The organism is Paenibacillus tianjinensis (genome assembly GCF_017086365.1).
Taxonomy (GTDB): domain Bacteria; phylum Bacillota; class Bacilli; order Paenibacillales; family Paenibacillaceae; genus Paenibacillus_AQ; species Paenibacillus_AQ tianjinensis.
Genome location: NZ_CP070969.1, coordinates 2,176,639 through 2,199,208, shown reverse-complemented (window position 1 = coordinate 2,199,208; position 22,570 = coordinate 2,176,639). Strand labels below are relative to the sequence as shown.

Sequence of the window (22,570 nt, the reverse complement as noted above, 5' to 3'; positions counted from 1 at the left end):
CCGTCCGTGTAATGCCTCCGGTCTACCTGATTACCATTCTATTAAACCGGCTGCTCCGCTCCCAGCTCCTGATCCAGATACCGGTGCACCTCTGCGGCAAAACGCTCCAGAACGCCTGGAAGAACCTTCGTTAGCGGATGCAGCGTGCTGCGATCCCAGGAATAATAATCCTGCACAAGCGGCTTACGGAGTGCTACCAGGCTAATGAGCACATCGTAGATCCCGCTGTCTCCAAGCACCTTCTCCTCATGAATAATCGAGATGATATCTTCATAACTACCGGCATCACGCATAATGAACCCGTCGATCAGACAGCTCCCAACGTCGGTAACGACCTCTATAGCCAGATGTAGGCAGCGTTCCTGCACCAGACCCATGACAATGCTTCCATCCCAGGAATCCGCAGCGCCCCGCAGACCGGTCCCGATATCGGGAATCTGCCCCAGTATATTTTCAATTTGCTTCCGGTTAACATAGTACACAGCTGACCCTCCAAGTCTGGTAGTCTAAATGAACGGCAATGATTAAAATTTATTTGCCGCGCCTGCCGCGGCGTTTCAGCCAGAACAGCATGATGAAGCTGGCGGCCAGAAAAACGATCAGGTAGGTTAACGCTTCCATCGGATACTCAAGCTCACGCATTTACATCACCGCTTCCGGAATAGATTGGGAACTCCTGCCGCTCCCGGCAGCCTTAAATTTCGTAGTCTACGGCGTAGGACACTTCCTTGACCTCGTTGATGTGCGCTATTACTTCCTTATGGGCGGGATGCACCTGATATGCCTGCAAATCCTCCAGTGATGCAACTACAGTTACCAGCGCAATGTCAAAAGAACGGTCCGAACGAACGACATCGGCACCAACCTCGATGGAAATCAGCTGGGGGATCTTCCCTTCCATATTCCGCAGAACTGCTACTGTAGCAGCGATACTTTCCGGTGTCCGGTCTTTTAATTTGAAAAATACGATATGCTTAATCATCTATTTCGCTCCCTGCCCTGATTATTGTAATTTGTTTACTAAAAATATATCATAACGGCAAGACTTCTGAAAGAAACTTAAACCTCATGTCAGCAATTACAGCATTAACCATTGCAGCGTACCCGAAAGTATTGTAGTATAACGTTAAAAATTCGGAGGAAGTATGCCTAAGAATCAACAAGAATCTCATAAAATCCAGGCCTGGTCTCTGATCAACCGCAAATATCTTGGACAAGGCGTACGGGTCAAACGGTTCCGGAGGCCTAAACGCAGCCAGATCCGCAACCGCGTTCTGCTTGCTATCCTGATGGCTAAGGACATCAAATTATCCAAGCTTGCAGAAGAGCTCGCCGTATCCTCGCGCAGTGTGAGCGCCTGGGTATACGAAGGACGCATTCCTTCCAGGAACAATCTGGAGAAGGTCTGCCGCCTGCTAGGCTATCCGTCCCATATCCTGTTCAACGAGGCTCTCCTGCGGCAAAGTCCGATTGTATGCCAGCCTACACCTTCACGTTTTATGAAAAGAACACTCGCCCACTCACCGCAGAACAATGTGATTTTGACGGGGTTATGCATGGTGTATGACTTCTCTGTAACCGATGTCAGCGTCTGGATCGGTGTACATCCCGGCACATTCCGCAAATGGCTGCATCAATGCCATCTTCCAACCTTAGCCCTGCAGGAAAAAGCCGAAAGCTTCTTCCGTATTCCGCGGAATATTCTGTTCGCTGACTGCGATTTGAGATAGGCGGGCACGAAGTCTCACATGAACAATCCCCCACAACCCGGTTCGAACTATACTTAAGAGGCTGTCCCATAAGTAGATTTTTTCGAGTAGAGACAGACCCTTTTCATTATTCAAAACCGAAAAACGTCAACAATGTAGCGATTCTCCTGTTATTGGAGGATCGCTGCTCTGCGTTTTTGGTCGTTTGCAGCTTGCTTCAGTAGATTGTGGGCAAGGGAAAGCCATCCGACTTCAAGCGTCACTTTTTCCATGCCGCGAAGCAGAAACCGCCGGAAACCCCGGTTGTTCTTTAGTTGTCCAAATACACTTTCTGGTTCTGTCATTCGACGTACGGCCAAAGTGAAGCCTTCCTCGCTTTGCAAAATTGCCCGAGCTTGTTTCTGGTACCGCAGTCGTTCCAGACTGACAACCACTTCCCGATTTCCTTCGGCTTTCGTACATCTTTCCTTCAGTGGACAGCCCACGCAGCTCTGGCTACGGTAATGACGTTTTCGGATTTCATATCCACTCTCTAACGTTTCCTTGCTTTCTTTGCGAAAATGCAGCGTTTGTCCGGCGGGGCATGTCCATGTATCCACGGCTTCGTCGTACGTCCAGTTCTCAATCTTTCCGATATTCTCTTTCCACGCTTTGCTCTTTTCTTTGTGGTAGCTGCCGTATTTGACCACGGCCTTCACGTGTTCGTTTTCCAAATAGGCATAATTTTCTTCACTGCCGTAGCCGGCATCCGCGATCACCGCCCTCGGAAGTCTCCCTAGGATCTGCCGCACCTTTTCTAAGTGCGGCTGTAAACAACGCGTATCCGTCGGTCTTTGGTGTAGACTGTACGCCAAAATAAACTGGTTTTCGGTGCCGATCTGTACATTGTAGCCGGGTTTGAGTTGACCGTTTCGCATGTGATCTTCCTTCATCCGCATGAAGGTGGCATCCGGGTCCGTCTTACTATAGCTGTTTCGGTCCCCGAGCAGGTTTTGGTATCGCTCATATTTCAGCAGTCTCGGAAACAGATCCTTACGGAGCCTCCGAACCGCTTTTTTCAATGGCTTGTTCTTGGGCTTCTTCAGCAGTTGCGACTCTAACGACTGGGTCATTTGTTCAAGTTTCTCACTGTCGATCTCGGCGGACTCGCCAAGTTCGCTCAGGTCCTGGCCGCGGTGTTCTGTTCTTCTTGTTTCTCTGCAGCCTCAATGTCGGCAAACAATGCATGTACCTTTTCTTGCAGCTTGGCTTTATGCTTACTAACGGCTTTACCCCACACGAAGGTATAGCGATTCGCATTTGCCTCTATTTTTGTGCCATCTACAAAATAATGCTCGAAGGAGATGTATTTCTCGTCCGCCAGAAACTGAAGCACGGCGGTAAATACCATTTCTAGGACGTCCTTCATCCGCTGAGAACGAAAGCGGTTGAGCGTGCGGAAATCCGGGCGTTGTCGTCCCGCTAGCCACATGAAGAGAATGTTTTCTCGGACCGCTTTGGCGATTTGCCGGGAGGAATAAATGCGCTGCGTATAGGCATAGATAATGACTTTGGTGAGCATTTTAGGGTGGTAGCTGTCACGGCCGCCACCGGGATAGGCAGCGTCAAAGATGGTGTCGTCTAGCCGATTGACGGCTGCGTTAACGACACAAACGAGGTGGTTTTCGGGAATATCTTCTTCCAGATTCATTGGCAAGCAAAGTTAGTCCATAGTATATTGAATGTACATAAGAAACCTCTCCTTTGAAATGGTTGTGTGGTAACTCCATTTTACCAAAGGATGGTTTCTTTTTTGTGCGATTTTTAAAGATTGTAGATCCATTTCCCGCTTAAACAGCGGAGAGGACGGAACGATTGTGGAAAAGCGGCAGCGGTCGCCTTGGTCTCCAGATTTTCACCGCTAAGGGGAATGAAAAAAATCTGGAGAGCACAGCGATTGGAACAACGGTCCGTTCGCGGAGCGTCCACCCAAGTGCTCACGTTGATCCTACTTAAAAAAACAGGGGCTATCCCAAGCAGCCATTTCATGGCTTATGGGACAGCCCCTATTGACGTCTAATTAGCATCATTTTACTTTACGCGCAACAATATATCTCAGTATGTATTCGTGGATTCCTCCCTGTTCACTCTGCAGCCTCTCAGGGAATGATCCGGTCTGGATGATCTCTGCCCCGGAGAAATGACTTCTTAAATCAGCTTCACTGAAAAAGTGGGCATATTTCCCTGACTTGTATTCATATGTCCCCGGTTCGAGGCGTCTGCCGCAGCCGTTATTGCAGTCTTCATCGGAGAAACTCGTGAAATAAAGCAGCCCTCCGGTACGCAGCTGGGCAAGACTGGCGGCAATCAATTTCTTGCGCTCCTCTTCCAGAAACAAATGAAGCACGTCATAGCAGTATACGGCGTCAACCAGAACATCCAGCTGCCGTTCCAGTGCAGAACCGGCAATGAATACCGTTGCAGGGTCCCATTCTGCGGCAAGCTCTAGTGCCTCGGTGCTTAATTCAATCCCGTAGGTAGTGAATGCGCCGGAGAATACTTTGGTATTGCGCCCGTATCCTGCACCTGGAACCAGAACAGAGTTCAAGCCTGCATCCTCAAAAATACCTCTGGCCCATTCCGCTGAGGGACTGGGCTCTTTTCCCCAAATCATGCCTTCACGGGCAAAGCGTCCGCTCCAGTATTGTGACACTTCTGTTTCCCCATCTTCCCTTAGATTCAGTTTCGTTTGCTCCGCATAGCATTAAGCAGTGTTAGCCCATCATCCGCTCCGGAAGTAAACTGGTTATATTCCGGCGATTCTTTGGCGTACAGCGCAATTTTGCCATCTTCGTTATAATGGATGCCCCAGCCGAATCTCTTCGGCAGCATAGATGCCCGCAGACAGGGATGCTTCTTGGAGAACAGTTCTGCCCATATCTCATTCTTACGGGCGGTCCGTTCTTCCTCAGGAATTTGTTTATGACGCACATGAATTTCATACAGCAGCTCTTCGTGTGTGTACTTGTATGGCGCACCAGCAAGCAGCTCATACTGGATGACATGCGCAGGCGGCAGCGGCCGGGAAGTCACCGGAACTACTCCCGTTTCCACCGGGCAATCTGCTGAGACACGAATAAACGTATTGATATAGCTCATATCCTTCTGCCTCCTTCCGGCACAGCTTGTATAGTATTGTCTACTATCTTAATTCACCGGGCTTATTCACGCAAAACTTTAACGCACAGCGAAAAACGGCCGGTATCCGGTACCCCGGGACGCTGGCCGCTCTTGCTGTTTTTTATATGAAGCTTGTCTAACAGACTACCAGCTAGATTTGGTGACACCGGGAATTTGTCCTTTCAGTGCCAGGTCACGGAAGACGATCCGCGAAACCTTAAATTTGCTTAGATAGCCTCTGGGTCTTCCCGAGACGGCGCATCTGTTCTTTTGCCGGGTGGCTGAGGAATCGCGCGGGAGCTTCTGCAGTGCCATATAATCCCCCCGCGCCTTCAGTTCTCTGCGTTTACCCGCGTATTTGGCGACCAGTTCCTGACGTTTGAGCTCCTTAACTACTTTGGATTTCTTTGCCATGCCGTGTATCCACCCTTCCTATTGAATATAAGTAATGCCTACTCATTTAACGCCGACTTCAGTGCTTCAAGATTCTTGCGCATAATCGCCACATAATCCAGCTGATTGCTGCGGTCCTCATCCGTTAAGCCCTCAATCGGATTCAGCACAGCCGTTTTGGCTCCAATTTCCTGGGCAATAGTATCTGCTACACTGGAAGAGACAAGGGTTTCAAAAAAGATCGTCTTTACGTCATGTGCCTTCGCAAACTCAACGATTTCAGCCATTTGGGCGGCGGAAGGCTCCTGTTCCGGCGACAGGCCGCCAATCGGCACTTGTGTTAAGCCATATTCCTTAGCAAGATAACCGAAGGCTGTATGCTGGGTAATGAAATCCGTGCGTTTCGTACCCCCCAGTCCGTCTTTGAAGTCCTGATCAAGTTGTTCCAGCTTAGCGATATAGCTGTCGGCATTGGTTTGGAATGCAGCGGCATTCTCAGGAGAAGCAGCGGACAATGCAGCTTCAATGGTACGGACCTCTTTGATTGCCAGGGCAGGCGCCAGCCAGACATGGGGATCAAGTCCGCCATGGTCATGATCATGGCCAGGTTCTTCTTCGGCATGGGCTTCACCCGCATGATCATGATCTTCTTCGGCATGCGCCTCTTCCTCCTCTCTGCCTTCCATAATCTCCAGCCCTTTGCTGGCTTCCACCGTGACCAGCTTGCTGCCGGAGGCACTGTCCAGCACCTGCTCAGCCCAGCTCTCCATGCCCGCTCCATTGTAGATGAGTACATCGGCACTGGTAATTGCCGCCATGTCCCGGGCTGTCGGCTCCCAGTCATGCGGCTCGATTCCGGCAGGGACCAGCGTCTCCACGTCGGCGAGATCGCCAACGATGTTTTTGGTGAATTCGTACATCGGATAGAAGCTGACTTTAATATTCAGCTTATCCGGGGCAGCAGAGCCGGTCTCGACTGTAGACGGGCTAGGGTTAGCAGCTGTACTGCCGGCATTGTTAGCAGAGTTGCTGTTGCTGCTGCAGCCGGCGGCAATCAGCAGGGCAGACAGGGACAGAACAGCAAGATGACGGATTCGAAAAGTAAACATGAGGGATAACAGCTCCTTTTTCTTTAGTGATTACTATGCTTTGGAATGAATTTCAGGTTGCTTCAAAGGCCTTCTATATTTGCTGCGGCGGCGCTTCAGCCTGAGCAGCTTCTGAATTCCGATTGCTGTCAGCAGGAATAAAAGCAGAAAAAGGGCAATCGTGCCACCCGGGGGCGTATTGATGTAATAGGATGCGGTCAGACCGCTGAAAACGCCGATCAGCCCTGTCGACACTGCAATCAGTATTGCGGCGGTGAAGCCGGAAGCGATCCGCAGAGCGATCGATGCCGGGAGCACAATCAGTGCGGACACCAGCAGTACACCGACTACCGGCATTGCTGCGGCAACGGTCATTCCCGTAAGCACGGCAAACGAAAAGGATAGCAGCCCTGTATGTACACCGCTGATGCTGGCAGTTTCTTCGTCAAAGGTCAGGCTGTAAAGCGGCCTGCGTAAAACGATGAAATAGAGTAATCCGGCTGCAGCGACAACCGCGATAAGCTTAAGCTGTGTATCACTGACGGCGACGATGGAACCAAACAGATAAGAGCTGAAGCTCTTGCTCAGATTCTGCTTCAGGCTCATCAGTACAACCGCGAGCGCCAGCCCCGAGGTCATGATGATTGCTACCGGAAGCTCGCTGTATGTACGGTAAGAACGGCGCAGCTGCTCGATGACGATGCCGCCTGCAACGGCAACCGCAAAGCCGCTGAGCGCCGGATTCAGCTGCAGCACCGTGCCCAGCGCTACCCCGGCAAGCGATACATGCGACAGCGTATCGGCCATCAGCACCTGGCGGCGAAGCATCAGATACACACCAAGCAGCGGACCAATCAGGCCAATCAGGCCCCCGGCCCAAAATGCGCGCTGCATGAATTCGTAACTAAACATGTCCAGCCCTCCTGCTCCTTCCGCTCCAGACTGATAATGCTATCGAGAAAGGGGCTTGATTCTTCCAGGCCATGAGTGACCATAATTACCGTCCAGCCGTGTACATTTACATAATGCCGCATGAGTCCATAGAAGCCTGTACGGCTCTCCAGATCCATACCGGTTGCCGGTTCGTCCAGCACCAGTACCTGCGGCTGCTGGGCCAGCGCCCGGGCAATACAGATGCGCTGCTTCTGCCCGCCGGATAATTCACCAATTCTGCGGTCGCGGTATTCCCACATGTCCACCTGCCGCAGACAGCGCTCCACAAGCGCCTTCTGCTGCTGCGTAAAGCGCCGAAACAGCCCCAGCCGCCCGTAGCAGCCGGAACGGACCAGCTCAATGACTTTGCTGGGAAATCCAGCATTAAAGGCTGCAACCTGCTGCGGAACATAGCCGATTTCAAGCCTTCCTTCCGCAGCCATCTCCATGTTTAAGGTGACCGTTCCGCTCCATGGCCGGAGCAGTCCCAGCATCAGCTTTAGCAGTGTAGTCTTCGCTGCCCCGTTTGGGCCAGTGATCCCGATAAACTGACCGGCTTCAATATCCAGAGAAAGGCGGTCGATGACCGGTTCCTCACCGTAACCGAACACTACATCCCGCATCGATGACAAAATCATAGAGTCGCCCCCGAACTTAATCGTAATTATTACGCATTGACTCCATTGATATTATCGTAATAATTACGATTTGTAAACCCGTAACCGGATATTAATCGTAATATTTACAATTAACGTGTCGGTTAAGACAGCAAAAAGCCGGAATCCTATACTAACGATTCCGGCCCTACTCTGACTTCCTGCTGATCGAGCATTCCTAATCCTGAGCTGCCGCGAGCAGCTCCTCTGCCGGCCATGGCAGAGGATTATTGAACTGCTTCCAGTCCTGCTGCATCTCTTCCATGGTCAGCAGACATCTGTCGAGCTGTGCTTCCAGGACAGCTTGGTCCATGCCAACACCAATGAACACGATCTCATTCATCCGGTCACCCCACTGCCCGTCCCATTTGGCTTTTACATCCGGCTCGTTCTCCAGCACCTCAAGCTGCTGAGCTTCCGGCAATGTGGCCAGCCAGTAGCCGGCAGGCCCGAACTGGATCGAAGGTCCGGCCTGGCTTAATGTCGCGGCAAGGTCTCCACTGGCCGCAAGCCAGACTAGCCCTTTGGCACGCACAACCTCTTCCGGCCAGTTATTGAAAAAGAAGCTTAGTCTCTGCGGATGGAACGGCGTTCTGCGCCGGTAGACAAAGGACCCGATACCGTATTCTTCTGTTTCCGGCGTATGGCCGTCCTTATTCAGCTCGGCGATCCAGCCGGAGGACATGCTTGTTGTCTCAAAATCAAACAGCCCCGTATTCAAAATTTCCTTGGGATCCACCATACCTTGGACCGTGCGGATGATCTTGGCGGACGGCTGAAGCCTGCGGAGCACAGCCTCCAGCTTGTTCAGCTCCTGCTCTTCCACCAGATCACATTTGTTGAGCAGCAGCACGTCACAGGTCTCAATCTGGTCGATCAGCAGATCGACAATATCACGGCAGTCATCTTCTCCGGCGGTCATGTTACGGTCGATCAGACTGTCGCCCGAAGCAAAGTCATGCCAGAACCGGTTGGCATCAACCACGGTGACCATCGTATCCAGTCTGGCCAGCTCTGTAAGGTCAATATCCAGATCCGGATTGGCGTAGGTGAAGGTCTGCGCCACAGGAACAGGTTCGCTGATGCCGGAGGATTCGATCAGAATATAATCAAACCGGCCTTCGGCGGCCAGATTGCTGACTTCACGCAGCAGATCATCCCGCAGGGTGCAGCAAATGCAACCGTTAGACATTTCCACCAGCTTTTCTTCCGTCCGGGAGAGTGTGTTTCCGGATTTCACCAGATTGGCATCCACATTCACCTCACTCATGTCATTAACAATGACCGCCACCTTCAAGCCGTCGCGGTTATGCAAAATGTGATTCAACAGTGTGGTTTTGCCGGATCCAAGGTATCCGCTCAGCACAGTTACAGGTATTTTCTTCATCAGTTTGCTCCTTACCTTAGTGTATTTTCATTCTGATCGTCACTGAAACGCTCAGCGTGTCTCACGGTGCAGCGTAACGCGCTTCAGACGCGGACAATACTTCTTCATTTCCAGCCGTTCCGGATTATTTCTCTTATTCTTGGTAGTGGTATAGTTGCGGTCGCCTGTTTCTGTACAAGCCAAAGTTACAATTACTCTCATCGGATTCAGCTCCTTTTAATTAATCGTAATAATTACGATTTACACATCATACAGGTAATAATAACCGGATGTCAACCGTCCACGGCAGAAAATTCTAATGTTCATCACGGAAACTCTCTTAGAATTGTGGTCTTTCTGTCCGCCAAATGACGTATAGATGGAATTATGAAACTATGATTCTTGCAGTTACAAAAAAACAAAAGCGGGAGTGTGGACCATGAAGATACCGGTGATGATATTGAGCGGTTTTCTGGGGAGCGGGAAGACAACCCTCCTGCTCACCCTGCTGAAGGAGAGCAAGGCACGGGGGCTCAATCCGGGGGTGGTGATGAATGAGCTGGGGAAACGCGATGTGGACGGATACATTCTGCAGGAGCATACAGGCACAACGGTGGAAAAGCTGCTGGACGGCTGTGTCTGCTGCAGCCGTAAGGAGGACCTGCCGAGGAGCCTGAATGCCCTGATGGCCCGGCGGCCGGATATTATCTTTGTTGAGTTAACCGGGGTTGCCGACCCCGAAGAAATTGCCAAATCGCTGCAGGCACCTCCGCTAAGCGAGCGTCTCATGCTGCATTATACGGTTACGGTGCTGGATGCGGAGAATGTGCTGGAGTATAATAGCCGTTTTTCAGCCGATAAGCAGCTGATCCGCACCCTGCGCAAGCAGCTGAGTGGTGCCGACCTCCTGATCGTCAATAAATCCGATCTCGTGGAGCCGGAAACGTTATGGAAAATTGAAAAGACTGTCCGTAAGTATAACGCGGACTCGGAAATCGTCTTTACCCATTACAGCGAAATTAATCTGGCTCCGCTCCTGGCGGGAATCACCCCTCTGGCCCCCCGCAGCGCCGCGGCACAGCGCAGTTCCCGCAGCATTCATGGAGTTCCGCTTACCCGCATGAATTCAGGACACTCCCGGGGAGCAACTGCTGTACAGGAGCCCGAAACAAAAGAGGAAGCCTCCTATTCACAAGTCACTGCCGTTACGCTAACCTTCCCGCAGGCAGGGGGGCAGAGTATCAGCAGAGGGGAGCTGGAAGCCTTTTTCCAAGAATGGGGCAGCAGCCTGGTAAGGGCAAAAGGCCATGTCCGTCTATCCGGACAGGAACAAGAGCACCAGCCCGTTCAGCTGGTCCAATTTGCCGGAAACCGTGTAACCTGGGAAACCTCACGTTATCCCGGCTTGCCCTATATTGTATTCATCGGTCTTAATCTGAATGAGAAACGTCTGGCCGAGGGCTGGAATGCACTGTTCGCCTAAAGCAAAGAACGGGAAGGAGCCAATCCAGCCTTGATAACCTTTTTGCCGCTCAAAATATTGCCGCTGCTTGTTCCCGCCGTTTTCCTGATCATCTTCGGCATGGTCTGGCTGCCGGATCACCCGGAGCTGCTGGACAATGCGTATATCGACACCTTTAAAACAGGCTTTATCGGCATTTTGCTGGAAGCCCTGCCGTTTGTGCTGCTGGGGGCGCTGCTCTCCTCGCTGCTTCGCGTATTCGTGCCGGACGAATGGATCTCGCGGTGGATTCCGCGGCGGCCGGTTCCGGCGATTCTGTTCGGCTGTCTGCTCGGCATAATTTTCCCGGTCTGCGAGTGCGGGATGATCCCGCTCGTCCGCCGCCTGATGCACAAGGGGATGCCGCTATATGTAGCCGTCGTGTTCATTCTGTCCGGCCCCATTCTCAATCCTGTCGTCTACGGGGCAACACTGACCGCCTTCCGCTCTCATCCATGGCTGGCTTATGCACGGATGGGACTGGCTTTTGCCGTGGCTGCAGGGATCGGATTCATCATTTACGCCACGGTCCGAAAATCACCGCTGCGCCTGTCCATCAAACGGGAGACTGCCGAGCCCCATCAGCTCCGTACGAGCGGAGGCCGGCTGGTCTCGGTCCTCGTACATACCTCGGACGAGTTTTTTGAAATGGGCAAATATTTAATCATCGGCTGCCTGCTGACCTCCGGCATTCAGACTTTTATGAATCATGGCAGCCTGGCCACCATCGGAGAACAGCCGCTCGGCTCTTACCTGTTCATGATGGGACTCGCCTTCGTGCTCTCCTTGTGCTCGACTTCAGATGCCTTTGTCGCCGCTACCTTCCTGCATACGTTTCCTGCCGGTTCTCTGCTCGCCTTCATGGTGCTTGGTCCGATGCTTGATTTCAAGAATTCACTTATGCTGCTGTCGCTGTTCAAAACCCGATTTGCTGTATACCTGTTCTTCCTCATCTTCTCCGCTGTGTTCACCGGTTCGGTACTCGCTTCCTTGTGGCTGTGAAGACCTCGTTGTGCCGAAGTAGCTCGGGGAGGTTTATTCTTATTAACTTTTAGGAGGTCCACATGAATGACCCGCGAAGCATCCGCATTCATTATTTGCTCAGGGCGGTCATTCTGCTCGGTTTCGCATTGTATATCGGACATTTAAGCCAGCAGGATGCACTGCATTATTATGTTGCGCCCAAGCTGGCGCGCTGGATCAGGCTCTGTCCGGTGCCGCTCTCACTGATGGCTGCAAGTCTCGGTCTGCAGGCTTTATTCGGCAAAAGCAGCGCACTCTGCGACTGCGAGCACCAGCTGCCCCGTTCCCTCACGAGAAGCAGTGCCCTCTACGGCTTGTTCCTGTTTCCCCTGCTGCTGGGCTTTCTGCTTCCCGACCGGGCGCTAGGCAGCGAAGCGGCTGCAAGGAAAGGGATCTCCCTAACCTATGCCCTGCCTGAAACCGGGAGAGAAGAACGTTTTACCGCCGTTAATCCTTATCAGACTGAGTTCGCCGAACTGGCCGGCAAGCTGTATAAGCAGCCGGTAATCACCGTGCATCCAGAGATCTTCTCTGAGACATTCGGCGCGATTGATCTGTATAAGAAGCAGTTCGAAGGCAAGGAGATTAGCGTGTCCGGTTTCCTCTACCGCGAGCGGCGGGCGGACAGCGTTACCTATGCCGTAAGCCGCTTTCTGGTACAGTGCTGTACAGCAGACGCGACCCCTTTTGGTATCCTGCTTGACCCGCAAACGCAAATAAGCCTGCCCGCCGACACCTGGATTGAGGTACGGGGCAAGCTTCATGTTGCTGTATTCGAAGGTGAGGAGATTATGCAGATTACTCCGGATAGTCTGACGCCAATCCCTCAGCCTCCAACACCATATGTGTACACCAGCGCCGATTCCATAGCGGTTTGGGAGCAGCTCCCGGCTACCCCGGGAGAAATTGAGACTAAATAACGGCATCCAGTTCTTCGTCATCATCAACCGATTTGTGCGGATTGATCACCTCAACCATCAGGCGGGCCGGAATGCAGATAATCTGCTGTTTCGGCCTGGAAATGAACCCCATCTCCATAGCAATAGGCAGCGGCGCATCCGAATAAGTCATCTGAATGCCATAGTCATATACTTTCAGCGTGTTGTGGCCAAACTTGGTCTTGATCTCGATCGTTTGCTCTTCTTTGGTCAGTGCGATCGTTTTATAGGTTTTACCGTTCACTGTAATTACAGCCTTCAAATCCCCCTGTGCGTAATGCTCACCCCGGGTATTCATCCATTTGACCCCGTAGATGGAGCCTGCCAGCAGCAAAACTAGCACAATGATCATAAAATCGCCGCGTTTCATCGTATGCAAACCTATTCCCTCTCACCGGCTGAATTTATATATCGTAATAATTACGAATAATATAAATATAGTCAGCAAAGGCGTCTTTGTCAACGATGACGCAGCCGTTTCAGCACACTCCGCAGCCATAGCGTGATCAGCACATAGACCAGCAGCACCACAACCAGCGTTACCATCCGCTCTGCTGTAGAACCATCCGCGAACAATACCGGTCCCAGCCCGAAAAAGGTAACGATCAGGTACAGCAGAGCGAACAGTATATAAAGGATCCATTTCATGTTGAGGCCCTCCCTTCACAAGGGTAGTATACCCTATCTGCGGATTTGGGCCGACCATTCCCGCAGCACCCTGTCCAGCTCCTCCGTACGAATCGGTTTGGAAATGAAGTCCTGCATGCCTACTTTCAGGCACAGCTCCCTGTCTTCTTTTTGGGCAAAAGCCGTAGCCGCTACAATCACCGGATACAGCCCGTGCTCCTCCCTTATTTTCACGGTAGCCTCAATACCGTCCATCAGCGGCATTTGAATATCCATAAAGATCAGATCATAGTGATTCGAGCGTACCGCCTCAACAGCCTGCTGACCATTCAGAGCCACATCGGCGGCATATCCCCGCTTCTTCAGATAGACCTGTAAAATTTGCAGGTTCACCGGATGATCTTCGGCAATCAGAATCGAGAGCGGTCCAAATTCACCTGTAGAGTACTCTGTACGTCTGTTTTTTACTTTTATCTGTTTATCCCCGGTGCCTGCAGTAAGGATTCCCTGGGCAGACTGCTGGGGGATTAATGCTTCAATAGTGAAGTAGAATTCCGATCCCTCATCCTCCTGGCTGTCGACCCCTATGGCTCCGCCCAGCAGCTCGACCAGCTTTTTGCTGATCGCAAGCCCCAGTCCTGTCCCGCCATACTTGCGGTTAATAGATGGATGCAGCTGGGAGAAGGATTGGAACAGCAGTCCTTGGCTGGCTTGCGGAATACCAATACCAGTATCCTTTACAGTGAACTTGAGAATCGCCTGCCCAGGCTCCCTGAACGCTTCCAGCTTCACAGAAAGACTGACTGACCCTTCTTCGGTAAATTTCACTGCATTCCCTACGAGATTAATAAGAATCTGGCGCAGCCGCCCTTCATCGGTTACCAGAAGCTCCGGAAGCGCAGGGTCAATGTCTGCATGCAGTTTAAGGCCTTTTTCCTTTACCCGGGGGTAAAAAATTTCAGTGACATGGGTAACGACCTGGCGGAGATCGACCGCCTGCAGCTCGATGGACATCATCCCCGCCTCAATCTTACTGAAATCAAGCACCTCATTCAGAATATGCAGCAGTGATGCACCGCTTTTATTAATGATTTGCGTATAATATTGCTGCTCTTCACTCAGTTCCGTTCCGGCGAGCAAATCAGCCATCCCGATAATCCCGTTCATCGGTGTACGCAGCTCATGGCTCATGATCGCTAGAAACTCCGATTTTGCCCGGTCCGCCTGCTCCGCCGACTCCTTGGCTCGCACAATAGCCTTCTCCTCGGTAATGTCGCGGAATACCACAACAACTCCCTTGCGCTCCCCATTGTCGAACAGCGGGGTCATCCGGTATTTAACGAGAAAGCTGGACCCGTCCCGTCTCCAGAATACCCCTTCCTTCTCTTCATAGGACAGATGCTCGGAGAACCATTCCGGCAGTGTCTTGCCGCCTCCCGGGTACGGCTCGCCGTCCAGCCAGGTCTGCTGTATCGAGTGCAGCGCAATGCTTCCTCCCAGCTCCCCCGGACCATAGCCCAGCATCGCAGAGGCAGCAGGATTAATGAACACCGTCTCACCTTCAAGACTCATCCCGAAAATACCCTCGGTGACCGAATTCAGGATCAGCGCATGCTCATAGCTTAACTTCTCGATCTGCTCCAGATGGCGCTTGCGCTCCGTAATATCGCTCGTGATGGCAAATACCCCGACAACCCGGGAGTCCAGCAGAATCGGTACATAAATCATACTTACCTCAACAGCATGTCCGTCCCTGTGAATCAGCCGGCTCTCAAAGGTCTGAGCCACACCGCTGGCAGCGAGTTTGAACCGGTCTGACACAAAATCCAGTTCATCCAAATCAATAAGCTCACTATAGGATGAATGCAGCAGACTCTCGCGGGAATAACCGGTCAGATACTGCAGACTGGCATTGAGCGATTGAATGCAGCCCTCCAGATCCATCGCAATAATCGCGGAGGGATTGTATTCGAACAGGGATTTGTAACGGTTCTCACTTTCCATCATTTTAAGCTCATACTGCTTGCGCTCCGAAACATTACGTGTCACGCCGATGATCTCAGGTGCCCCGCCAGTCCCAGAGGGGATATGGCGAAGCGTTGTCTCCACCCACATATACGTGCCGTCCTTACACCGGAAACGGAAAACGATCGGTTCAAGCTGCTTTCCGTTCCCGCCTTCAATCCGATATGCCTGCACTCTGTCTTTATCCTCCGGATGAACATAACTCATCCCGGCGGTACCTATCAATTCTTCCGGGGTAAATCCGAACATCTGCTGGCATACCGGGGAAGCATACAGATAAGTGGCCTCCTCATCCGAGGCATTCCTTGTAATGAAATCCTGGGTATTCTCCGAAATCAGCCGGTAATTGTGCTCGCTTTCCCGAAGCTGCGCCTCCATCATCAGCTGTACGGTCACATCCTGAATCACCCCGCTGATATAACGCATGTTCCCTGAAGCATCCAGCGAAGTTTTCCAATGGGCATCAATAAATTTCTTCACACCGTCTGCTGAAGTAATCCGGAGCACCTTGCTTCCGCTTCCCCCATGCTCCAGACAATCCAGCATCGCCTGAATTACCCCGGGCAAATCCTCCGGGTCAATGCAGCTCATAATAAGCTTAGGGTCATATAAAGAATGGTTGCTGTTATCACCCGTATGTCCGAAAATATGGCGCATTTCCCTTGAAACGGTCAGCTGCTTGCCGGCATGATCCCACTCCCAGGAGCCCATCTTCGCCAGGAACTGGGCGTTGGCCAGCATCTCTTCATACTTCTTCCGCACAGTAATATCCCGGGCAACCGTAAGCACCTGCTCCACTTCACCCTTTGAATTACGCATCACCTGAAAAGAGCTCTCTATCCACAAATAATCGCCATTTTTATGCCGTACTCTGCGGGTAAACACATCGCTGTCTGAATAGAGCTTCCCGTGCTCCCTCATCTCATGTGCGTCTTCCTCATGATAGTACTCCGGCCTTTTTTTGCCGATCATTTCGGAGGCGGGATATCCCAGCATTCTCTCTACAGAGGGGGATACATAAAATATGGTGCCGTCAGGATAAGCCAGGGAGATCATATCCGGAGTATTTTGCGTAATCAGATTATAGAGGTTATGCTCCTCTCTGATCTTCTTTTCCGCCTGTTTGCGTTCCGTAATATCGGTCAATTCCGCAATCATATATGTAGGGGCTTCCGCATTCTCCTCAAAGGTTAGAAATAAATGCAGCGATACCCAGAACACTTCTCCGTTTTTACGCAAAAACCGTTCTTCGCTATCTACAGCCGCACCGGGGCTTTGCAGCAAAAGCTTCATCACCCGGTCCTGATCTGCCCGGTCCTTTTCTTCTGCACAAGCTATATCCATATACCGGAGACCTATAAACTCCTCCTCCGTATATCCGAACATCTTGCATAAGGCAGGATTGGCCAGCCGGATCATCCCGTCCTCCAGGGAAACGACGGCAAATCCTGTAGAAGAGCGCAAATATAGTGTTTTATAAAGAGTGTCGGACAATGATAATGCCTCCTCTGTAAAAGTCGGGGGGTCTTAAATTATAAACATTATACCTTTTTTTCGGCCAACACGCCCTAGATATGAAGTCCTGTAAACTGCAGCTGCTGAGGCGCAGAAAAAAACCGCTCCTTAGTCACTGGAATGACTGAAAGGCGGTTATCACATGCCAGTAAACATGAAAAAACCCTTCGTCAGAAGGGTTTAGTTGAAACTTTTGATGCGGTCGAGAGGACTCGAACCTCCACGATATTTCTACCACACGGACCTGAACCGTGCGCGTCTGCCAATTCCGCCACGACCGCATATTATGTACTTCAGTGATTCAATCACCGTAATTAAGAATATACTCTCTTTCCATTATAATTGCAACATGTATTTTAGTTACTTTATTTTAATTAATAAATGATGAATAATTCTGTTAATTATAAGGTTTTTGGAGAAAATCACCTTGTAATATGAATTTAAATAAGATATATTATCAAAAAACTTACTATAGAAAGGATGATAAGCATGGATTCTTCAGATCACAAGATTATCAAGGCACTGATGGCTAACGGAAGAATAACTTGGGCTGAGCTGGCCGGATTGCTGGGCCTCTCCTCACCGGCAGCGGCTGACCGCGTAAGGCGTCTGGAAGAACAGGGCGTTATCAAAGGCTATACAGCACTGATAGATGCAGAGTCGGCTGGTTACGGGCTGGCTGCACTTATTGCAGTAAGTCTTGAGCGCCCGGCACACCGGCAGGCTTTTCTGGCGCTGGTACAGAAGCTCCCGGAAATTCAGGAATGCCATCACACCGCAGGCGATGACGACTATATACTGAAGATCCGCTGCCGCGGAACGCGGGACCTTGACCGGATCATCAGCGAGGAGCTGAAGAGTCTGCCGGGGATTGTACGCACCCGGACAACCATTATTTTGGGTACAGTGAAAGAAACACCGAATGTTCCTCTTCCGCCCGGGGACCGTGAGATATGACCCTCTGGTCTGCACTGATCAGCGGCTTTAGCTTCGGCTTCATCATTGCCGCCCCTGTCGGACCTATGGGTATTCTGTGCATGAACCGGACACTTCGACAGGGCCTGCTCGGAGGTCTCGCTACCGGAGCAGGGATTGCTCTCGCCGATGCCTTCTATGCCCTGGTAACTGTCACAAGCTTCAGGATTGTTAATGAATTCACTTCTGATTTCGAATTCCCCCTCAAGCTGCTGGGTTCCTTGTTTATCGGTTACCTTGGAGTCAGAGGCTTGCGGAAAGGGGCCATAGAGGCCCGGCCGGATACCGGACACAGCGGAGTTCTTTATAGCGTGATCTCTTCCTTTCTTCTGACCATGGCTAATCCGGCGACGATCCTAAGCTTTATAGCACTCGCCGCTTCACTCGGAAGCACCATCGGCAGTTCAATTCTGCTCCCGGCCGGAATTGCCTTCGGGTCATTCTTCTGGTGGCTGCTCCTGACTTCGGTCATATTATGGATAAGCAGCAGGCTGCCTGAGTCCTTCACCCGTACCCTGAGTTTGGCCTCAGCCCTAATCCTGATGCTGTTCAGCTTATACGGAATTATATCTGCTGTATTCAGCCTGGGGAATGGATGACCCGAACTGCAACGCGTATCTGCAGGTTGAACAAGGACCTGATAGGCAAAAACAATAAAGTCTATTACATCTATATATTTCACTTATAAGAGCATCCTGTGTTACAACAATAGTATTCCTGTGTAACCCGAAAGGAGCTCCTGCATGAATCAGCAATGGAATACCGGAACCTATGATACGGATATGGCTTTTGTCTCACAATATGGCGAATCCCTTATTGAACTGCTTAAGCCGCTGCCAGGCGAACGAATCCTGGACTGGGGCTGCGGCACGGGGGATTTGGCTGCTGCCATCGCAGGTTATGGTGCAGCCGTCACCGGGATCGATGCTTCACCTGAGATGATCGCTGCGGCCCGCAGCAAGCACCCGGAGCTGGCGTTCATCCTCGCCGATGGCCAGGATTATACTGCCGACCCGCCAGCCGATGCTATCTTCAGCAATGCAGCGCTGCACTGGCTGAAGGATGCAGAAGGAGCTGCGGCGAGCATTGCTGCAAGCCTGCGCACAGGCGGACGCTTCATCGCTGAATTCGGAGGTCAGGGCAATATTGCTTCGGTCATTAGCGGACTGCCGGCAGCCTTCGAGGCTATCGGCTGCGCCGATAAGCTTGTGCTGCCCTGGTATTTCCCCGGCATCGCGGAATACACAACACTGTTGGAGCAGCATGGGCTGACCGCCAGCCTCGCGCTCTGCTATGACCGTCCCACCACACTCGCCGGCGGCGAGCAGGGCTTCGGACGCTGGCTGAATACTTTTGCCGATGGGATCCTCAGTGTGCTAACGCCTCCGCAGCGTGAAGAAGTGCTGGCATTCCTGGAAAAGGAGCTGAAGCACCGGCTGTTCTCTGACGGAGTCTGGGTAATGGATTACCGGAGAATCCGTGTATCGGCCACGAAACGTTAAAAATAAAAAAAGCGTACCGGAAGATTTCCTTCCGGTACGCTCTTCTTATGATTACGGGTTGCAAACTGCTATGTCTGTTCTCCTACATACCTGTCTCTTCCCGCTCCCATTCCTACAACGAAGAGCAGCAGGCTTGCTGCTGCCAGCAGGGCCAGCGGAGCATTCCAGCTATGCGTTGCATCATGCAGCAGCCCGAACAATGCCGGACCTGCAGCAGCCAGCAGATATCCGACAGACTGGGCCATCCCTGAGAGCTCACTGGCCTCCTGAGTCGTGCGGGTTCGTAGGCTGAAGAACATCATCGCTAGGCCGAAGGCGAACCCGCCGGCGATACCGATGCATACTGCCCACAGCGCCATCCACCCGTTGCCGCCTAGCCAGATTCCGAGAATACCAAGAATGAACAACATGGATGTGATCAGAACAAGCCCCCGCTGATTCTTCAATCTTCCCGCCCATAGCGGTACAAAAAATGTGAACGGCAGCTGGGCCAGCTGCATCAGCGACAGAATCCAGCCGGCATGACCGGAAGACATGCCGCGTTCATTTAAGATCACCGAAAACCAGGCAATCAGAACATAGTAGAGCAAGGATTGCAGTCCCATAAACAGCGTTACCTGCCATGCAAGCGGTGAACGCCATATGTTGACAGAGGCAGCAGCTGGACGGGTCCCGTTTCCTTGAACCAGGTTCTTCATTTGGGGAATCCAGAACACTGTAGCCAAAGCTGCGACAATGAACCACAGTGAGAGCGTTCCCCGCCACCCTAAGCCAGCAATACCGGCAAGCGGCACACTTAAGCCTGAAGCAGCCGCCGCACAAAGGTTCATTGAGACTGTATACATGCCGGTCATAAGGCCAATCCGCGCAGGAAATCTGCCCTTAATCAGCCCGGGTAACAGTACATTACAGACGGCGATAGCCAGTCCAATTAGCGCTGTGCCTGTAAAAAAAGTAACGACCCCCGCCGCTGAGCGGAGCAGAATTCCCATCGACAGCGTCAGCATGGCTAACAGTAGAGTATTCCCGAGTCCATACCTGCGGGCAAGCTGCGGCGCAAACGGCGACAATAACGCAAATGCCAGCAGCGGCAGTGTAGTGATGAACCCCGCGAGTGTGTTCGATAACCCGAGGCCGTCACGGATCTGCTCCAGCAGCGGTCCGACCGAAGTGAACGGAGCCCGCAGCGCAGCGGCAACAAAAATGATTCCCAGCACCAGCAGGAACCCGCCGGATCCGGCGGCCGGACGGGGCAAGTCCGTTTTCTGTGTACCAGGGTCTTGCGGTCTTGCAGTCATGATGTTCCTCCCGGTTGCAGCGCAAATCCCCTGTCAAAACCAGTCTTCTTAGGGGTTATTGCCGAGTTGAAGTAATGCACATTGTTTCATTATAACCTTACATGACTGCAATTGCATAAGATTTCAGCTTCTCTTCCGGCACTCCTATGTAAAGAAACTGCCGGCCTATAAGGACCGGCAGCTTCGGCGCAAGACCATCCAACTTTATACCCAGAGGGATTTAGTGATGATTACAAGCAGGATGAACAATACCAGAATCGCGCCAGTCGAAGTGAACGGGCTGTATCCGCCGACATTTTCGCTCATGTTATCTCCTCCTTTATACCTGAATACTGATAAAATATGTGGAAACAGCCAGCTTGGACTGGGTTAAACGGCATCAATTGCTGTTCATTCCCTACATTGTCTTCAAATATTTGTAAAAATACATGATGAACCAACAAACAACCTTCTGCTTCGCAGCTCATTAGCTGCTGGTGGAAGGTTGTTTGTTGGCGCGATAAGCAGACACAGCCTAATCCCCGGTAACTCCAAGGAAAGAGACGGCCAGCTTACGGTAGAAATCAATCGAATCCAGAAAAGCTTCAATATCGACCCACTCATCCGGCTGATGAGCAAGCCCGGGATCACCGGGGCCATAGATCAGCACGGGTAGTCTCCCGTGATCATGGAGTACAGAGGCATCCGTATAATAAGATACTCCGCGTACTGCAGTATCGACTGCGTTTGCAGCAGCCTCCCCCTGCACTTCTTCCGCGCCGACTTGTCCGCTTGCGCCGCCCGTCCTTCCGGCGAGCTCCAGCGCAATTCGGATTAATTCCTCACCGGGATCAGTATAGACAACACTCCGGTCCAGGAGCTCCTCCACCTGATAGCGGTAGCCGGAGTGCAGCCGCTGAATTTCTTCCAGCTTGGCCGTGATTTCGCCCCTCAGCTCAGCATGCCGTAGCGGCGGAACGGTCCGGATGTCCACATCGATGGTGCAGCGGTCGGGAATCACATTGGTCTGCACGCCGCCATCAATCTTGTTGACCGACAGGCTGCTTGAGCCCAGCACCGGATCATGGGCCTGCCACTCCAGCGCATGGCGGTGAAGCAGCGCGATTACTTCCATCATACCCTCCACGGCATTCAAGCCAAGCTGTGGCATGGAGCCGTGGGCGCTGCGCCCGAAGAGCGAAATCCGCAGCCATAGCGCACCTTTATGGCCGACAGCGACGCGGCTGTCCGTCGGCTCAGCGATGACCAGGCCATCCAGCTCTGCCAGGCTGTGCTGCTCCGCATATTGCCGTGCTCCGCAGCTGTCGACCTCTTCCCCGGCTGTCGCCAGAAAGATCAGATCGCCGCCCAGCCGGATGCCGTCCTGGTGCAGCGAGACTGCAGCAAGCAGCATGGCTGCGAGTCCGCTTTTCATATCGGAGGTGCCCCGGCCGTACATCCGGCCGTTCTCAATTACAGCACCATGCGGCGGGTAATTCCCCGCTTCAGCTGTCCAAGGACTGACGGTATCCAGATGGCCGCAGAACATCAGCTTCCGGCCCCCGCCGCCTGGAAACACCGCCTCCAGATTGCTGCGCCGCTGCTCAATTCCACCAATGCCGGTGATACGGCTATCAAGGCCAGCCTCCAACAAAAATTCCTGCAGCAGCTGTGACAAACAGTGCTCATTCCCCGGTGGATTGCAGGTATCCACCTGGATTAAGCTTTGCAAAAAGGGAACCGCGAATTCCCTGCTTCTGACATTCATCATCCTTGCATCCCTCCGGTAGGCATAATTCCTGAGTTTAAGTTGAAATGTACGCTATCCGTGAGCGGTTTGCAGCCGGAAAAGTCACGTCGCGGCCGGTTTCCGCCGCAAAAAA

23 protein-coding genes, 1 tRNA gene and 1 pseudogene are annotated in these 22,570 nt (G+C 52.1%); 7 read left to right on the top strand and 18 right to left on the bottom strand.

Going from position 1 to position 22,570, the window contains the following annotated elements; genetic code table 11:
* Positions 1-41: 41 nt before the first annotated feature.
* Together JRJ22_RS09505 and JRJ22_RS09500 are read right to left on the bottom strand one after the other, a co-directional pair.
* Positions 42-482: a DUF86 domain-containing protein gene (locus JRJ22_RS09505; protein WP_206104231.1), complete on the bottom strand. Its 441-nt coding sequence runs from the start codon at positions 480-482 to the stop codon at positions 42-44.
* 212 nt (positions 483-694) lie between these two features.
* The gene (locus JRJ22_RS09500) at positions 695-982 is read right to left on the bottom strand and encodes a Dabb family protein (protein WP_206104230.1); all 288 of its coding nucleotides are present in this window, start codon (positions 980-982) and stop codon (positions 695-697) included.
* A gap of 163 nt (positions 983-1,145) precedes the next feature.
* Between JRJ22_RS09500 and JRJ22_RS09495 the strand changes: the two genes are divergently transcribed.
* A complete protein-coding gene (locus JRJ22_RS09495) occupies positions 1,146-1,730 on the top strand; it encodes a helix-turn-helix domain-containing protein (protein WP_054939993.1) in 585 nt (194 codons plus the stop codon).
* 149 nt (positions 1,731-1,879) lie between these two features.
* Here the strand turns inward: JRJ22_RS09495 and JRJ22_RS29710 are convergent.
* The 9 genes and pseudogenes from JRJ22_RS29710 to rpmG form a co-directional block, all read right to left on the bottom strand.
* Positions 1,880-3,399: pseudogene (locus JRJ22_RS29710) on the bottom strand (IS1182 family transposase).
* A gap of 375 nt (positions 3,400-3,774) precedes the next feature.
* On the bottom strand, positions 3,775-4,401 hold the full coding sequence (locus tag JRJ22_RS09485) for a class I SAM-dependent methyltransferase (RefSeq protein ID WP_206104229.1): 627 nt from the start codon (positions 4,399-4,401) through the stop codon (positions 3,775-3,777).
* A gap of 26 nt (positions 4,402-4,427) precedes the next feature.
* Complete coding sequence (locus tag JRJ22_RS09480) at positions 4,428-4,847, bottom strand: DUF6157 family protein (RefSeq protein ID WP_206104228.1); 420 nt, start codon at positions 4,845-4,847, stop codon at positions 4,428-4,430.
* A 165-nt stretch (positions 4,848-5,012) separates the two neighbouring features.
* Positions 5,013-5,282, bottom strand: a complete 270-nt coding sequence (rpsN, locus tag JRJ22_RS09475) for a 30S ribosomal protein S14 (protein WP_206104227.1) — start codon at positions 5,280-5,282, stop codon at positions 5,013-5,015.
* Positions 5,283-5,320: 38 nt separating this feature from the next.
* Positions 5,321-6,370, bottom strand: coding sequence for a metal ABC transporter substrate-binding protein (locus tag JRJ22_RS09470; protein WP_206104226.1), 1,050 nt, complete (start codon positions 6,368-6,370; stop codon positions 5,321-5,323).
* Between the two features lie 33 nt (positions 6,371-6,403).
* Complete coding sequence (locus tag JRJ22_RS09465) at positions 6,404-7,267, bottom strand: metal ABC transporter permease (protein ID WP_206105065.1); 864 nt, start codon at positions 7,265-7,267, stop codon at positions 6,404-6,406.
* Positions 7,213-7,920: a metal ABC transporter ATP-binding protein gene (locus JRJ22_RS09460; RefSeq protein ID WP_206104225.1), complete on the bottom strand. Its 708-nt coding sequence runs from the start codon at positions 7,918-7,920 to the stop codon at positions 7,213-7,215. The genes JRJ22_RS09465 and JRJ22_RS09460 overlap by 55 nt, the downstream gene beginning before the upstream one ends.
* A 196-nt stretch (positions 7,921-8,116) precedes the next feature.
* Positions 8,117-9,325 (bottom strand): GTP-binding protein, encoded by a 1,209-nt coding sequence (locus JRJ22_RS09455; protein WP_206104224.1) that lies wholly within the window; start codon positions 9,323-9,325, stop codon positions 8,117-8,119.
* 51 nt (positions 9,326-9,376) lie between these two features.
* Complete coding sequence (gene rpmG / locus JRJ22_RS09450) at positions 9,377-9,526, bottom strand: 50S ribosomal protein L33 (RefSeq protein ID WP_206104223.1); 150 nt, start codon at positions 9,524-9,526, stop codon at positions 9,377-9,379.
* Between the two features lie 217 nt (positions 9,527-9,743).
* Between rpmG and JRJ22_RS09445 the strand changes: the two genes are divergently transcribed.
* The 3 genes from JRJ22_RS09445 to JRJ22_RS09435 all read left to right on the top strand — a co-directional run bounded on the left by JRJ22_RS09445 (position 9,744) and on the right by JRJ22_RS09435 (position 12,748).
* Positions 9,744-10,787, top strand: a complete 1,044-nt coding sequence (locus JRJ22_RS09445; protein WP_206104222.1) for a CobW family GTP-binding protein — start codon at positions 9,744-9,746, stop codon at positions 10,785-10,787.
* Positions 10,788-10,817: 30 nt separating this feature from the next.
* Positions 10,818-11,807: a permease gene (locus JRJ22_RS09440; protein WP_232381087.1), complete on the top strand. Its 990-nt coding sequence runs from the start codon at positions 10,818-10,820 to the stop codon at positions 11,805-11,807.
* A gap of 62 nt (positions 11,808-11,869) precedes the next feature.
* A complete protein-coding gene (locus tag JRJ22_RS09435; RefSeq protein ID WP_206104221.1) occupies positions 11,870-12,748 on the top strand; it encodes a TIGR03943 family putative permease subunit in 879 nt (292 codons plus the stop codon).
* On the opposite strand, the gene JRJ22_RS09430 is transcribed toward JRJ22_RS09435, so the two are convergent.
* The 4 genes from JRJ22_RS09430 to JRJ22_RS09415 form a co-directional block, all read right to left on the bottom strand.
* Positions 12,741-13,136, bottom strand: a complete 396-nt coding sequence (locus tag JRJ22_RS09430; protein WP_232381174.1) for a NusG domain II-containing protein — start codon at positions 13,134-13,136, stop codon at positions 12,741-12,743. The two genes, JRJ22_RS09435 and JRJ22_RS09430, sit on opposite strands and share 8 nt — an antisense overlap.
* A gap of 89 nt (positions 13,137-13,225) precedes the next feature.
* Positions 13,226-13,414, bottom strand: a complete 189-nt coding sequence (locus JRJ22_RS09425; RefSeq protein WP_206104219.1) for a DUF6954 family protein — start codon at positions 13,412-13,414, stop codon at positions 13,226-13,228.
* Between the two features lie 33 nt (positions 13,415-13,447).
* On the bottom strand, positions 13,448-16,912 hold the full coding sequence (locus JRJ22_RS09420; protein WP_206104218.1) for a PAS domain-containing hybrid sensor histidine kinase/response regulator: 3,465 nt from the start codon (positions 16,910-16,912) through the stop codon (positions 13,448-13,450).
* A 218-nt stretch (positions 16,913-17,130) separates the two neighbouring features.
* Positions 17,131-17,214: transfer RNA gene (locus JRJ22_RS09415), tRNA-Leu, on the bottom strand.
* Positions 17,215-17,422: 208 nt separating this feature from the next.
* On the opposite strand from JRJ22_RS09415, the gene JRJ22_RS09410 reads away from it, so the two are divergent.
* The 3 genes from JRJ22_RS09410 (at position 17,423) to JRJ22_RS09400 (ending at position 19,410) form a co-directional block, all read left to right on the top strand.
* The gene (locus tag JRJ22_RS09410; protein ID WP_206104217.1) at positions 17,423-17,890 is read left to right on the top strand and encodes an Lrp/AsnC family transcriptional regulator; all 468 of its coding nucleotides are present in this window, start codon (positions 17,423-17,425) and stop codon (positions 17,888-17,890) included.
* Positions 17,887-18,507: a LysE family translocator gene (locus tag JRJ22_RS09405; protein ID WP_206104216.1), complete on the top strand. Its 621-nt coding sequence runs from the start codon at positions 17,887-17,889 to the stop codon at positions 18,505-18,507. Before JRJ22_RS09410 ends, JRJ22_RS09405 begins: the two co-directional genes overlap by 4 nt.
* Positions 18,508-18,651: 144 nt before the next feature.
* Positions 18,652-19,410, top strand: coding sequence for a class I SAM-dependent methyltransferase (locus tag JRJ22_RS09400; protein WP_206104215.1), 759 nt, complete (start codon positions 18,652-18,654; stop codon positions 19,408-19,410).
* A gap of 68 nt (positions 19,411-19,478) precedes the next feature.
* Here the strand turns inward: JRJ22_RS09400 and JRJ22_RS09395 are convergent, their stop codons facing one another.
* From JRJ22_RS09395 to JRJ22_RS09385, 3 genes are all read right to left on the bottom strand, one after another.
* Positions 19,479-20,708, bottom strand: a complete 1,230-nt coding sequence (locus tag JRJ22_RS09395; protein ID WP_206104214.1) for a CynX/NimT family MFS transporter — start codon at positions 20,706-20,708, stop codon at positions 19,479-19,481.
* Between the two features lie 204 nt (positions 20,709-20,912).
* Positions 20,913-21,014, bottom strand: coding sequence for a sporulation protein YjcZ (locus JRJ22_RS09390; RefSeq protein WP_197071419.1), 102 nt, complete (start codon positions 21,012-21,014; stop codon positions 20,913-20,915).
* A gap of 208 nt (positions 21,015-21,222) precedes the next feature.
* Complete coding sequence (locus tag JRJ22_RS09385; RefSeq protein ID WP_232381086.1) at positions 21,223-22,458, bottom strand: M20 family metallopeptidase; 1,236 nt, start codon at positions 22,456-22,458, stop codon at positions 21,223-21,225.
* Positions 22,459-22,570 lie beyond the last annotated feature (112 nt).

Coding starts and splice junctions, on each gene's coding strand:
- JRJ22_RS09445 (WP_206104222.1), top strand. CDS start 9,744: ATGAAGATACCGGTGATGATATTGAGCGGTTTTCTGGGGAGCGGGAAG.
- JRJ22_RS09410 (WP_206104217.1), top strand. CDS start 17,423: ATGGATTCTTCAGATCACAAGATTATCAAGGCACTGATGGCTAACGGA.
- JRJ22_RS09500 (WP_206104230.1), bottom strand. CDS start 982: ATGATTAAGCATATCGTATTTTTCAAATTAAAAGACCGGACACCGGAA.
- JRJ22_RS09390 (WP_197071419.1), bottom strand. CDS start 21,014: ATGAGCGAAAATGTCGGCGGATACAGCCCGTTCACTTCGACTGGCGCG.
- JRJ22_RS09460 (WP_206104225.1), bottom strand. CDS start 7,920: ATGATTTTGTCATCGATGCGGGATGTAGTGTTCGGTTACGGTGAGGAA.
- JRJ22_RS09455 (WP_206104224.1), bottom strand. CDS start 9,325: ATGAAGAAAATACCTGTAACTGTGCTGAGCGGATACCTTGGATCCGGC.
- rpsN (WP_206104227.1), bottom strand. CDS start 5,282: ATGGCAAAGAAATCCAAAGTAGTTAAGGAGCTCAAACGTCAGGAACTG.
- JRJ22_RS09495 (WP_054939993.1), top strand. CDS start 1,146: ATGCCTAAGAATCAACAAGAATCTCATAAAATCCAGGCCTGGTCTCTG.
- JRJ22_RS09470 (WP_206104226.1), bottom strand. CDS start 6,370: ATGTTTACTTTTCGAATCCGTCATCTTGCTGTTCTGTCCCTGTCTGCC.
- JRJ22_RS09395 (WP_206104214.1), bottom strand. CDS start 20,708: ATGACTGCAAGACCGCAAGACCCTGGTACACAGAAAACGGACTTGCCC.
- JRJ22_RS09400 (WP_206104215.1), top strand. CDS start 18,652: ATGAATCAGCAATGGAATACCGGAACCTATGATACGGATATGGCTTTT.
- JRJ22_RS09430 (WP_232381174.1), bottom strand. CDS start 13,136: ATGAAACGCGGCGATTTTATGATCATTGTGCTAGTTTTGCTGCTGGCA.
- JRJ22_RS09405 (WP_206104216.1), top strand. CDS start 17,887: ATGACCCTCTGGTCTGCACTGATCAGCGGCTTTAGCTTCGGCTTCATC.
- JRJ22_RS09435 (WP_206104221.1), top strand. CDS start 11,870: ATGAATGACCCGCGAAGCATCCGCATTCATTATTTGCTCAGGGCGGTC.
- JRJ22_RS09425 (WP_206104219.1), bottom strand. CDS start 13,414: ATGAAATGGATCCTTTATATACTGTTCGCTCTGCTGTACCTGATCGTT.
- JRJ22_RS09385 (WP_232381086.1), bottom strand. CDS start 22,458: ATGATGAATGTCAGAAGCAGGGAATTCGCGGTTCCCTTTTTGCAAAGC.
- rpmG (WP_206104223.1), bottom strand. CDS start 9,526: ATGAGAGTAATTGTAACTTTGGCTTGTACAGAAACAGGCGACCGCAAC.
- JRJ22_RS09480 (WP_206104228.1), bottom strand. CDS start 4,847: ATGAGCTATATCAATACGTTTATTCGTGTCTCAGCAGATTGCCCGGTG.